General features: G+C 62.2%; 12 protein-coding genes. 7 read left to right on the forward strand and 5 right to left on the reverse strand.

Translation table 11 applies throughout. The features are described 5' to 3' along the window. Positions 1 to 3: 3 nt before the first annotated feature. Genes ureE through ureG form a run of 3 tightly spaced genes read left to right on the forward strand, consistent with a single transcriptional unit; the run spans position 4 to position 2,122 of the window. A complete protein-coding gene (gene ureE, locus GNZ12_RS34040) occupies positions 4 to 789 on the forward strand; it encodes an urease accessory protein UreE (protein ID WP_172316386.1) in 786 nt (261 codons plus the stop codon). Further along, a complete protein-coding gene (locus GNZ12_RS34045; RefSeq protein WP_172316395.1) occupies positions 776 to 1,456 on the forward strand; it encodes an urease accessory protein UreF in 681 nt (226 codons plus the stop codon). The genes ureE and GNZ12_RS34045 overlap by 14 nt, the downstream gene beginning before the upstream one ends. Positions 1,457 to 1,468: 12 nt before the next feature. Then, positions 1,469 to 2,122, forward strand: a complete 654-nt coding sequence (gene ureG / locus GNZ12_RS34050; protein ID WP_159004835.1) for an urease accessory protein UreG — start codon at positions 1,469 to 1,471, stop codon at positions 2,120 to 2,122. Positions 2,123 to 2,126: 4 nt separating this feature from the next. Here ureG and GNZ12_RS34055 read toward each other — a convergent pair whose 3' ends face one another. The 5 genes from GNZ12_RS34055 to GNZ12_RS34075 all read right to left on the reverse strand — a co-directional run bounded on the left by GNZ12_RS34055 (position 2,127) and on the right by GNZ12_RS34075 (position 7,886). Beyond that, positions 2,127 to 2,876 (reverse strand): Fic family protein, encoded by a 750-nt coding sequence (locus tag GNZ12_RS34055; protein WP_172316387.1) that lies wholly within the window; start codon positions 2,874 to 2,876, stop codon positions 2,127 to 2,129. A gap of 124 nt (positions 2,877 to 3,000) precedes the next feature. Then, the gene (waaA, locus tag GNZ12_RS34060; RefSeq protein ID WP_172316388.1) at positions 3,001 to 4,314 is read right to left on the reverse strand and encodes a lipid IV(A) 3-deoxy-D-manno-octulosonic acid transferase; all 1,314 of its coding nucleotides are present in this window, start codon (positions 4,312 to 4,314) and stop codon (positions 3,001 to 3,003) included. A gap of 76 nt (positions 4,315 to 4,390) precedes the next feature. Beyond that, positions 4,391 to 5,275 (reverse strand): Kdo hydroxylase family protein, encoded by an 885-nt coding sequence (locus tag GNZ12_RS34065; RefSeq protein ID WP_172316389.1) that lies wholly within the window; start codon positions 5,273 to 5,275, stop codon positions 4,391 to 4,393. 52 nt (positions 5,276 to 5,327) lie between these two features. Beyond that, positions 5,328 to 6,329, reverse strand: a complete 1,002-nt coding sequence (waaC, locus tag GNZ12_RS34070; RefSeq protein ID WP_172316390.1) for a lipopolysaccharide heptosyltransferase I — start codon at positions 6,327 to 6,329, stop codon at positions 5,328 to 5,330. 162 nt (positions 6,330 to 6,491) lie between these two features. Further along, positions 6,492 to 7,886, reverse strand: a complete 1,395-nt coding sequence (locus tag GNZ12_RS34075) for a phosphomannomutase/phosphoglucomutase (protein WP_172316391.1) — start codon at positions 7,884 to 7,886, stop codon at positions 6,492 to 6,494. Positions 7,887 to 8,175: 289 nt separating this feature from the next. Here GNZ12_RS34075 and GNZ12_RS34080 point away from each other — a divergent pair, with 289 nt between their 5' ends. The 4 genes from GNZ12_RS34080 to galE are packed head-to-tail and all read left to right on the forward strand — an operon-like array spanning position 8,176 to position 12,500. Then, entirely contained in the window at positions 8,176 to 9,438 is a 1,263-nt protein-coding gene (locus GNZ12_RS34080) for an oligosaccharide flippase family protein (protein ID WP_172310881.1), read from the forward strand. Then, positions 9,435 to 10,265: a glycosyltransferase gene (locus GNZ12_RS34085; RefSeq protein ID WP_172310876.1), complete on the forward strand. Its 831-nt coding sequence runs from the start codon at positions 9,435 to 9,437 to the stop codon at positions 10,263 to 10,265. The genes GNZ12_RS34080 and GNZ12_RS34085 overlap by 4 nt, the downstream gene beginning before the upstream one ends. 51 nt (positions 10,266 to 10,316) lie before the next feature. Beyond that, positions 10,317 to 11,465 (forward strand): glycosyltransferase family 4 protein, encoded by a 1,149-nt coding sequence (locus tag GNZ12_RS34090; RefSeq protein WP_172310875.1) that lies wholly within the window; start codon positions 10,317 to 10,319, stop codon positions 11,463 to 11,465. A gap of 12 nt (positions 11,466 to 11,477) precedes the next feature. After that, entirely contained in the window at positions 11,478 to 12,500 is a 1,023-nt protein-coding gene (galE, locus tag GNZ12_RS34095) for a UDP-glucose 4-epimerase GalE (RefSeq protein WP_172310874.1), read from the forward strand. Positions 12,501 to 12,543 lie beyond the last annotated feature (43 nt).

The raw sequence follows: 12,543 nt of genomic DNA on the forward strand, positions 1-12,543 counted from the left end.
ACCATGCGCACTATCGACAAACTGATCGCACCGCATTTGAAGCTCGCGCCCGTGCTGGTGAAGCGTGCGCCGACCTTGACGCTCGCTTTCGACGACCGTCGTAAGAGCCGTCTCGCCGCAACGCTCGATAACGGCGAAGAAATCGCGCTGCTGTTGCCACGCGGCACCGTGCTGCGCGACGGCGATGTTCTCATCGTCGACGATGGCGGCCTGGTACGCGTGGTCGCCGCGCCCGAAGCGGTGCTGGTTGTCCGCGCGAAAGACGCGTTGACGCTGACACGTGCCGCCTACCACCTCGGCAATCGTCACACGCCGGTCGAAGTCGGCGCGGATTATCTGAAGCTCGAATACGATCCGGTGCTGGCCGATATGCTGAAGCGCATCGGCGCCACCGTGGATCAGGTGACGATGCCGTTCCAGCCGGAATCCGGCGCCTACGGCGGCGGTCACAAGCATGGTCACGATGAGACCTTCGCGGAAGACTATGCGCTCGCCCAGCAGGTATTCGACGAGCATCATGGCCATGAGCATTCGCACGATCATGAGCATGGACGTAGCCACAGTCCCTCGCATGATCATGAGCATGGACATAACCACAGTCCCTCGCATGATCACGAGCCTGGACATAGCCGCGGTCCCTCGAATGATCACGAGCATGGACATGACCACTCCGATCATGAGCACGGTCATAGCCATGCGCAGGGTCATGAGCATGACCACGACGACGGCGATCACGTACACGACGAATCGTGCGGCCACGGGCATCATCACCACCATGCGCATCGCTGAACTCACGGCGCTGCTGCATCTTGCGTCACCGGCACTGCCGATCGGCGCGTTCAGCTACTCGCAAGGTCTCGAAGCCGCGATCGAAGCGCAGATCATCACCGACGCCGATTCGGCCCGCGACTGGATCGCGAGCGGTTTGACCGATGTGCTCGCGCGTGGCGAGCTGCCGTTTCTTGCGCACCAGATGGAGCGCTGGCGTACACACGACTCAGACGGCTTAAAGGAAGCGAACAGCGAATTCCTGGCAAGCCGTGAGTCCGCTGAACTCAGACGCGAAACGGAACAGATGGGCTGGTCACTGCGACAGTTGTGCGTCTCGCTAGAATGGGGCGACGCCGAACGGCGCACGACGCTGGCATCGCTCAAGCCCCTGGCCCAACCCACGGCGTTCGCTTTCGCCGCTTTCGCGCACGACGCAGCGCCTGACGCCGCCCTCGCCGCCTACGCCTTCAGCTGGGTGGAAAATCAGGCCGCCGCCGCACTGAAGGCGGTACCGCTCGGCCAACTCGCCGGCCAGCGCATCATCGTCGCGTTACGCGAGCCGATCGATGCCGCCGTCACACGCGCCTTGGCCACGTCACCAGAAAACATCAACACCTTCGCGCCGCAATTAGGCATTCTGTCCGCGCGTCACGAGTCGCAGTATTCGCGGCTCTTTCGCTCATAGAAACTTTCCATCATGAACGCACCTCATCACCCGGCTCACCCGCCCGTCCGCACGAAGAAACTGCCGCCGCTGCGCGTGGGCGTCGGCGGCCCGGTCGGCTCGGGCAAGACCACGCTGCTCGAAATGCTCTGCAAGGCGATGCGCGAGCAGTACGACCTCGTCGCGATCACCAATGACATCTATACAAAAGAAGATCAGCGTCTTTTGACAGTGGCGGGCGCGTTGCCGGCCGAACGGATCATGGGCGTGGAAACGGGCGGCTGCCCGCACACGGCGATTCGTGAAGACGCATCGATCAACCTCGAAGCCGTCGACCGCATGCTGACGCGGTTTCCCGATGCGGACATCGTGTTCATCGAATCGGGCGGCGATAATCTCGCCGCGACGTTCAGCCCGGAACTGTCCGACCTGACGATCTACGTGATCGACGTGGCGGGCGGCGAGAAGATTCCGCGCAAAGGCGGCCCGGGCATTACGAAATCGGATCTGCTGGTGATCAACAAGACCGACCTCGCGCCGATGGTCGGCGCGAATCTCGATGTGATGGCTTCGGATGCCAAGAAGATGCGCGGCGAGCGGCCCTTCGTGATGTGCAATCTAAAGGCGCTCGACGGGTTGGATGTGGTGGTGAAGTTTATCGAGAAGAAGGGGCTGTTGAAGGTCTGAGGCCTTACTCGCCCGGATGGCATTCAAGCAGGAATGCCATCATTTCGGATCCATCTTTCGATAGATAGAAGCGCACCATCTTCTCGTTGAAGTCACCCGCGCGCTGCGCTGGCACGCTGATCGCATCGATACCGTTCGACATCAACACGCCATTCATCATGAAGCGTGACGTGCGCTTGTTGCCGTCGAAGAAGAATTGCTGCAACGCGCCGAACAGGAAGAAAGCGCAAGCTCTCTCGAAAGCGTTGGAAATTTGATCGGTCAGTGCGCGTGTGCCCGCAGCAAAAACCCGGTTGAGTTCAGGAGCGCCGGGCAAGGTCGGCAGCGGGGTATGTCGCCCCGCCTCTCCCAACGCTACGTCGGGCGTGTATCGCGTTTCCTCTCCTTCGCCACGGAACACGCCGCACCTCGATATCTCATCCGACGCGACAAGGCGATTCAGGTCGCAAAACGTCGCTTTGCCGATCACGAACCGACCGTCCGGAACGACTGCAAGCAGATGTCTGGACGCTCGGATCAGACCCAATATTTGCCCTTGGTCGGATATCTTCCGGCCGCCAACCGTTACGCCATCCAACAGCGTTTTTACTTCGATGAAGGTGAGCGGATTTCCCTCAAGTACGCTCGCATCCCACACGAATTCCGCAAGCATCCGATGAAATCGGAAGCACGCTCGATTGATCGTATAAGTTGGGATATTTTGTGGGATCGTGCCACGGTCCCATCGAAATCCGAGGTCGGTAAAAAGCGTCATCGCAGACCGCAATCAAGTTGTTCACGTCACACAGCGCCGCTGATGCAAAAACCGGCTTAGGCATATCCCAATGGTCAGCGCGCGAAGCGATAACGCGAGCACCACCTTGGCGGCACTCGAACGACTACTCCGGCAACAACGCCATCAACACATCAACAGTCCGTGCCGTCGCGCCACGATGGCGCGCAGCAAACGCCGAGGCCGCGCCGCCCATCGCCAGCCGCCGCGCCTTGTCGCCGAAGAGCTCGCGCAGTGCTCGCGCCAGGTCAGCCGGATCTTGCACCTGCACCGCCGCACCCGCCGCGACCGCATCCGCCGTGGCTTGCGTGAAGTTGAACACATGCGGCCCAATCAGCACCGGCACACCGACCGCACATGCCTCAATCAGATTCTGCCCGCCCAGCGGCAACAGACTCCCGCCGATAAACGCGAGGTCCGAAGCGGCATAGTAAGCGCCCAACTCGCCCATCGAATCGCCGAGCAGCACGTTCACCTCTGACGCCAAAGCAGGCACGCCGCCGCCCGCGCCTGAGCCCGCCGACGCTACCGCCGCGCTCGGCGCCCACGTCGAACGCCGCTCAAGACGCAAACCGGCTTTCTCGGCCAACGCCGCCACTTCGCTAAACCGTTGTGGATGACGCGGCACCAGGATCAGCAACGCATCGTCGATGCCAAGCGCCGCGAACGCTTGCAGCACGAGTTCCTCTTCGCCTTCGCGCGTACTCGCCGCGACCCACACGGGCCGCGTGCCGATCGCCGCACGCCACGCATGACCCCGTGCCGCCAGTTCCGGCGGTGTACTCATATCGAACTTCAGATTGCCGAGCACGGCGACATTACGCGCACCGAGTGCGGTGAGCCGCTCCGCATCCGACGGACTCTGCGCCAGCACCCGCGCAAATCCGCCAAACACATCCTTGGTGGCATGCCCGAACTTGGCAGCGCGCTTAAATGAGCGCGCCGACATCCGCGCATTGGTCAGCACGAGCGGCACGTCCGCGCGACGGCATTCGTCGATCAGCGTCGGCCACACTTCGGTTTCCATCACCAGACCGAGCGACGGCCGCCACGCCCGCAGAAACCGCCGCACCACATGCGGCATGTCGTACGGCAGATAGCTGCGCAGCACACGGTCGCCGAAAATCTCCTCGCCGGTGGCGCGGCCGCTCGGTGTCATATGCGTGAGAAGAATCCGCGCGTCGGGCCGCGCCTTCATCAGCGCGTCGATCAGCGGTTGCGCAGCACGCGTCTCACCCACCGACACCGCGTGCACCCAGATCAGCGGCGCATTGTCTTCCGGCAGCCGACCACGCGAGTAACCGAAACGCTCGGCGATATGCTCGCGATAGCCACGCTCCTTGCGCGACCGGATCAGCAAGCGCAGCACGGCGAGCGGCGCGACGATCCACCAGAGCGCGTTATAAATCGCCCTCAGCATCGGGACTCCGCGCGCTCAGGCGCGAATCCAAATGCAAAAGCGAGTTTCGCAGCGCGATCGAAAAAGACAGCGGCGCTCAAACCAGCGCCCTGCCCTTCAGACGCTCGAGAATGCCGAGCGGCGCGCAGTCCGGCTGCGCCATCGCCTTGACCGGCAGGAAGAAGGTCTGCTCCAGCATGAACTGGCCGGACATCACCGCATGCGAAGTCTGGTCGGAGAAACACACCCACACGCTGCCCGGCGGAAACGGCATGTTCTCCTGCGGGCTCGACTTCTGATACTCGAGATCGGCCTTCATGCCGTCGTGCAGATTCAGCATCAGATGGTCGTATTCGCTGCGCGGCGATTTAGTGACGTGCAGCAGGTTCAGCAGCCACGCGGAGCCCGGCATCTGCGGTTTGATGCGCGGCAGGAAGCGTTTGGCCATATCCTCGAACGGTTCGCCGACGCGCCATACGCGCGGTGCACCATGCGGATTGACGTTGGTGAACACGCGCAAAATGCGCTCGCCATAGTTCGGCCGCGACGGAAATGCATCGACGTGCAAACGGCTATCGTCCTTACGCCAGGACGTCTCGCGCCCTTCCACCTGATGCAGCCGCAGACTCGTCGGCGCGACGCGCAACCTGCCGTTGTACTCAGGAAAGAGCCCATCGACCAACGTACGCGCATTGGACTGATAACGCGCGATCAACGCGCGCACCGCCGATTGCGTGACCGCATCGCCGGCCACGCCGTGCAAGGCGCCGCCGTTCGGCTCAAGACTGATGTTCTTGCGGCTCGGATCGGCCAGTGCGGGATCGAGCAACGCCTGTTCGCCACCTTCGATCGCAAAGCGCAGGTTCGGAAAATACAGTACTTTGCCGCGTTCGACGCCGGCCAGCAGCATCTCGCGCGGCACGGACAGATTGCGTCCGTGCCAGTCAGCGTTCGCTACTTCGATGATCTGGGTTTCGTTCATGGTCGCCCTTAAAACGGATGGAGCATAAGGCGAAGCACGCCGCGTTACACCATTAGAGCAGGCCGAAACCGGCCAGCGCGGACTTGACTTCTTGCAGCGTGGGCGGCTTGCCGGCCGTGCCGAGATTGACAACGTTCGGCGACCAGTAGCCGCCGGTACGCCACGCGGTGGAGAAATTGTACAACTCGACCGTCGGCCGCTTCAGCGCCGCCGCAATGTGAACTAGACCTGTGTCAACGCCGACTGTCGCGGCGGCGCCCTCGATCAGGCCGACCACCGCCGGCAACGAGAGCTTCGGCGGCACGATGGCCGCGGCGCCGAATTCCTTCGCCAGACGTTCGCTGGTGACACGCTCTTCCTCGCTGCCCCACGGCAACACGATCGACGCGCCGCGCCGCACCAATGACTGACCGAGATCGATCCACGCGGTATCCGGCCACTGCTTATCGGCGCGCGAGGTGGCATGCACGAACACCACGTACGGCACCGGCAGGTTCAGATTCGCCTCCGAGAGCGCCAGCGCCGCGCGCCCGGTGTCAATGCCGAAGTCGATATCGTCTGTGGGTTGCGGCTGCGGGTCGTTCAGCGCCGCGGCCACCAGTTGGCGCGTACGCTCGACCACATGGGTGCGCGGCTCGATCGGCACCCGCTTGTCGTAGAAGAAGCGCACCGGCCATTCGAAGCCCGCGCCGTCGGTACGGTTCGCGAGGCCGACCAGCGGTCCGCGCGCCATGCTCGCGACCCACGCGGTCTTGATGAGCCCCTGGCAGTCGATTACGAGGTCGTAGTTCTCTGCCGCGAGCGCGCGGCGAAACGCGCCGATCTCGCGCCAGTTGTCGATCGACAGGATGCGCTTGCGCCAGCGCCGCAGCGACACGGGAATCGCGCGACGCACGCCGCTGACGAGCTCCACGAGCCCGACGAAGCTTTCTTCGACGAGCCAGTCGATCTGGGCCTCGGGATGGCGGCGTCGGATGTCGGCGATCACCGGCATGTTGTGAACGACGTCGCCCAAGGACGACACCCTCACGATTAGTATCTTTTGCACGCTCAAGTGTGGGAAAACCGGCTATCCGGCCCGAAGAAGCGGTGAAAGGACCGCAATTCTATCGCGCCACGAGTAAATGGCATGAAAAAACGCGGCGCGGTAAGTGAAACCCGCGCCGCGTTCGACGGCCGCCGCGGTTCACGAAGAACCACGGCGCCGTTTGAGCCTTTAGAACGGCAGCTTCGCGTCCGGCTTCTCCGCCATGATCACGCGGCGGAAGTCTTCCTGGATGCGCTTGAGCGCTTCGTCGCTATCGGCTTCGAAACGCATGACCACCACCGGCGTGGTGTTCGACGAACGCGCGAGGCCAAAGCCGTCCGGGTACTCGACACGCAAGCCGTCGATCTTCACGACGTCGTCCGCGCCGGTGAACTTCGCGTTTTGCTGCAGACGCGCGATCAGTTCGAAGTTTTCGCCTTCTTCGAGCTTCAATTGCAGTTCCGGCGTGGAATTCGAGTTCGGCAGCGAGTTCAGCAACTTGCTCGGATCGGCCACACGCGTGAGGATCTCGAGCAGGCGTGCACCGGTGTACAAGCCGTCGTCGAAACCGTACCAGCGGTCCTTGAAGAACACGTGGCCGCTCATTTCGCCTGCCAGCGGCGCGCCGGTTTCGCGCAGCTTCGCCTTGACCAGCGAGTGGCCGGTCTTCCACATCAGCGGTTCGCCGCCCTTCTCCTTGACCCACTTGGCCAGATTGCGCGTGCACTTCACGTCGTAAATGATTTGCGCGCCCTTGTTGCGCGACAGCACTTCTTCGGCGAACAGCATCAGCTGGCGGTCCGGATAAATGATCTGGCCGTCTTTGGTGACGACGCCCAGGCGGTCGCCGTCGCCGTCGAATGCGAAGCCGATTTCAGCGTCCGATTCCTTCAGCGCGCGGATCACGTCCTGGAGGTTTTCCGGGTGAGCCGGGTCCGGGTGATGGTTCGGGAACGTGCCGTCGATCTCGGTGAACAGCTCCACCAGTTCGCAGCCGAGCTTCTTGAAGAGTTTCGGCGCGAGACCGCCTGCCACGCCGTTGCCGGTGTCGACCACGATCTTGATCGGGCGCGCGAGCTTGACGTCGCTGGCGATGCGATCCAGATACGCGTCGGCAATGTCGTACTCGGTGTACGTGCCGCTACCGTCAGCGAAGTTTTCGTCGACGATGCGCTGATGCAGCGCGAGGATCTGCTCGCCGTAAATGGCCGCGCCGCGCAGGACCATCTTGAAGCCGTTGTAGTCAGGCGGATTGTGGCTGCCGGTCACGACGATGCACGAATCGACGCGGCGCTCACCGCCCTCGAGCTGCAACGGCACGCTGGCCGCGAAGTAGCCGACGGGCGTCGGCACCATGCCGACGTTGACCACGTCGACGCCGGCCGCACGCAGACCGTCCGACAGTGCCTGGATCAGCTCGGGACCCGAGAGGCGTCCGTCACGCGCGACCACCACGGCGTCGCCGCCTTGCGCCCGCACTTCGCTGCCGAAGGCGCGGCCGATCGAACGCGCTGCGTCGGCGTCGAGCGTCTTGCCGATTACGCCGCGAATGTCATACGCCTTGAAAATAGATTTGGAGATCATGTTGGCTCACTTGCGTGCAATGGAAAATTTTGACCGGCGCATCGCCGAGAGATCGGTAAAACAGTCTGCTAAACCAAGCGATGCGCCCTTGCCGGAAGCGATCCGGTTCCAACTTATAATTGCGCCTTTCGGACATACCCTAATAGATTCCCATTCTAATGCTTAGACGCCCACCTTTTGTAAAGTTGCCGCGACAGCCGGCCTGCGGATGGGCGATCGCGCACCTTGGCGCCGCGCAAACTGCGTCGCTCGCGCAGCCGGCGAAACCGCATTGGCGAGCGTCGACCGGATGCTGACGCTCAAACGCTTCGCCAACCCCGACGTCACGCGCGCCTTCACCAATATCGTCTGGCTCGGGCTGGAGCGACTCACGCAAATCGGCGTGGCGATCGTGATCAGCGGCATGCTGGCGCGCTACTTCGGGCCTGATACCTTCGGCAAATGGCAGTACGCGAACACGCTGCTGCTGGTGCTTTCGCCGATCACCTGGGTGTGCGGCGCGGAAATTCTGGTTCCCACCATCGTCAACCGGCCGCCGGCTCAATTGGGCACGGTGCTCGGCAGCGCCTTCACGCTGCGCTTTTCGGTCTCCGTCGCGGCGCTGCTGCTCACCTGGCTCGGCATCGCGTTGCACTTCTTCGACCCGCTGGTGGGCGCCATGCTCGCCGGTCTCGCGGTGACGATGCTGTTTCGCGAACCGTTCGTCGGCGTGATCAATGCGTGGCTGCAAAGCATGACGTACAGCAAGCCGCAGTTGCTCACCAGCATGAGCACCGCGGTGCTGAAGGCCGCTTTCGTCTATCTGCTGGTGCGCGCGGCGGCGACGCCCGCGCGCTTTGGCTGGCTGTGGGCCGCCGAATCAGCGTTGATCGGCGCGGTACTGCTGATCTATTACATCCGCCGGCATGGCGGCAAGCTCGGCTGGCACCTCGACCGTTCGCTCTTCAAGCACTTCGCAACCGCGGGCACGGTGTTCTGGCTCGGCCTGATCTGTATGTATCTGTTCCTGAAACTGGACAGACTGATGCTCGAGCGGGCGATTTCCTTCGCCGACCTCGGGCGCTATTCCGCCGCGCAACAGTTGAACGAAAACTGGATCACGCTCGCGCTGATGCTCGCGCAGACGATCGCGCCCGCCTTTGTTTATCGCGTGCAGGACGCCGCGCAATTGCGCCGCAACGTGTGGCGGCTCACCGCCATGACCGCCGCGCTGATGGTGAGCGGCGCGATCGTGCTGGATCTGCTGGCGGGGTTCATCATCCGCCGCGTGTTCGGCCCGGATTTCGAAGGCGCCATCGAGATTTTCCGCTGGGCCGTGTGGCTTTCCGTGCCGGCCGGCATCGAAGCGATCGGCAATCTGATCGTGCTGAAATATCAGGCCAAATTCGTGTTGCTCTCGAAGTGGCTGCTGGCGCTGGCCGTGGCGTTCGCCGTCAATCTGCTGGCGATTCCGCGGCTTGGCGCTTACGGTGCGCTGGTGGGTCTCGCGGCCGGGTATCTCGCCGCCGCGTCAGTTAATCTTTATTACATTCGTTTCAAATTGCGCCCATGACGAACTCATCCGCCGCCGCGCATAGGTCCCTCGACGACGTCGCTGTCCTGATGCCCGCGTACAACGGCCAGGCCGACGTCGATCTCACGCTGGCCTCATTCAGCGAAAGCGCGCTGGTCCACGTTCTGATCGTCGACGACGGCAGCACGCCGCCGATCGTCGCACCGGCGATCCCGAACATGGAGATCGACGTGCTGCGTATGCAGGAGAACGGCGGCATCGAGCGCGCACTGCAAACCGGCATCGATGCGCTTGCACAGCGCGGTTTTCGTTACGCAGCACGCATTGACGCGGGCGATCGCAGCGTGCCGCAGCGGCTCGCCAAACAACGCGTGTTCATGGAATTGCATCCGCAAGTGGCCGGCCTCGGCATGTGGACGCAGGTCGTCACGCGTGAAGGCAAACCGCTTTTCATGCTGACGCCGCCGGCCGAACCGAATGAGATCCAGCGTCTGCGCTTCTTCCGTTCATGCCTGGCGCATCCTTCGATGATGCTGCGCATCGACGCGGTCCGCGCGGTCGGTAACTATCGCGCGGCCTATCCTTCCGCCGAAGACCTCGATCTGTTCGTGCGGCTGATGGAGCGCTATGACTGCGCAAATCTGCCGGAACTCGGACTCTATTACGAGCTGAACGAAGGCGGCATTAGCTCGACCAAACGGCGCCGGCAGGTGAACTCAACGCTGCGGTTGCAATTGCGCTACTTCAACGCCGCCAATCTGTACGACTGGTTAGGTCTCGCCAAGAATTTGCTGCATCTCGTGACACCTTACCGCGCATTGCAACGGATCAAACGCACGTTGCTCGCGCCGCGTGCGAGCCATTGATTCCGTGGCCCCGTCATTCACTCCGTCATTCACCGTCGAGCCCGTTCCCGCATGAAGCCTGCCTTGAAATCGACGCCCGCGCTACGCATTACACTCGTCTGTAACACCGCCTGGGCAATCTATACGTATCGGCAAGGGCTGATCCGCATGCTGGTCGGACGTGGCGTCGATGTAACGGTGCTCGCGCCGCGCGACCGTACGTTCGAACTGCTCACCGCGATGGGGTGCCGCTGCATCGAATTGCCGGTCGCGTCCAAAGGCACCAATCCGCGCGACGACCTGCGCACACTTTTGTCGTTGTATCGTTTGTATAGAAGCATTCGCCCGCACGTCGTGTTCCACTACACAATCAAGCCGAATATCTACGGCTCGATTGCCGCGAAACTGGCGGGTGTGCAATCGGTGGCGGTAACGACCGGGCTCGGCTACGTGTTCATCCAGCAGAGCCGCGCTGCGCAAGTGGCCAAAAAACTGTACCGTTTCGCGTTCCGTTTCCCGCGCGAAATCTGGTTTTTGAATCGCGACGACCAGGCCGCGTTTGTCGAGCAGAATTTGTTGGTGCATCCTGAACGTGCGCGACTCTTGCACGGCGAAGGCGTCGATCTCGAACAGTTCGCCTTCACGCCGCTGCCGGAGCGCACGGAATACAAGTTCGTGCTGATCGGGCGGATCTTGTGGGACAAGGGCGTCGGCGAATATGTCGAAGCCGCGCGGCGTGTGCGTGAACGTTACCCGCAGGCGCGGTTCCAATTGCTCGGCCCGGTCGGCGTCGACAACCCTAGCGCGATCACACGCGAAGAGGTGGCCGCGTGGGAACAGGAAGGCATCATCGAGTATCTTGGCGAGGCGCACGACGTGCGGCCCTTCATCGCCGATGCGGACTGTGTCGTACTGCCGTCATATCGCGAAGGCGTGCCGCGCACGCTGATGGAAGCATCTGCGATGGGCCGGCCGATTGTGACGACCGATGTACCCGGCTGCCGCGAAGTGGTGGCGGATGGCGTCAACGGATTGCTGTGCGAAGTGCGCAATGCAGAGAGTCTCGCGGCAAAGCTGGCACACATGCTCGACATGAGCAGCCCCGAACGCCGCGCAATGGCTGAACGCGGCCGACAGAAAGTCGCGCAAGAGTTCGACGAACGCGTCGTCGTCGAAACGTATAAGGACCTGGTGCAAAAAATGACGGGCGTTTTACTTTAACGGAGCTACAGCATGACCACGAAGGGCACGATTCTGGTAACGGGCGGTGCAGGATTTATCGGCTCGCACACATGTGTGGAACTGCTGACCGGCGGCTATGACGTCGTGGTAATCGACAATCTCGTGAACAGCAACCGCGAATCGCTGCGGCGCGTCGAGAAAATCACCGGCAAGGCCGTGAGCTTCTATGAAGCCGACGCGCGTGATGAAGCGGCGCTCAATCGTATTTTCGACGCACACCCGATCACCGGCGCGATTCACTTTGCCGCGCTGAAGGCGGTGGGCGAATCGGTCGCCAAGCCGATCGAGTACTACAGCAATAACGTCGGCAGTTTGCTGACGCTGCTCGGCGTGATGCGCGATCGCAATGTGAAGCAGTTCGTGTTCAGTTCATCGGCGACGGTGTATGGCGTGCCGAAAAGCTCGCCGATCGATGAATCGTTTCCGCTGTCGGCCACCAATCCTTATGGGCAGTCGAAGCTGATTGCCGAGCAGGTTCTGCGTGATCTGGAAGTGGCGGATGCTTCATGGCGGATCGCGACGCTGCGCTATTTCAATCCGGTTGGCGCGCATGAGAGCGGTTTGATTGGGGAGGATCCGGCGGGGATTCCGAATAACCTGATGCCTTATGTGGCGCAGGTGGCGGTGGGTAAGCTGGAAAAGCTGCGGGTGTTTGGCGGCGATTATGAAACGCCGGATGGCACGGGGGTGCGGGACTATATCCACGTTGTTGATCTGGCACGCGGGCATCTGGCGGCGCTGGATGCGCTGGTTAAGCGGGATGCCAGTTTTGTGGTGAATCTTGGGACGGGCCAGGGGTATAGCGTTATCGATGTCGTGAAGGCCTTCGAGAAGGCGTCCGGGCGGCCTGTGCCTTATGAGATCGTGGCGCGGCGGCCGGGTGATGTGGCTTCGTGTTTTGCTGATCCGGCGGCGGCTTTGAACGTGATCGGCTGGCGCGCGGAGTTTGGGATCGAGCGGATGTGTGCGGATCACTGGCGGTGGCAGGCGGCGAATCCGCACGGTTTCGCCTGAATTGACTGCACCTCTCCGGACACAATAAATCTTAGACAGGGAG

It is taken from the genome of Paraburkholderia solitsugae, from assembly GCF_013177695.1.
Taxonomy (GTDB): domain Bacteria; phylum Pseudomonadota; class Gammaproteobacteria; order Burkholderiales; family Burkholderiaceae; genus Paraburkholderia; species Paraburkholderia solitsugae.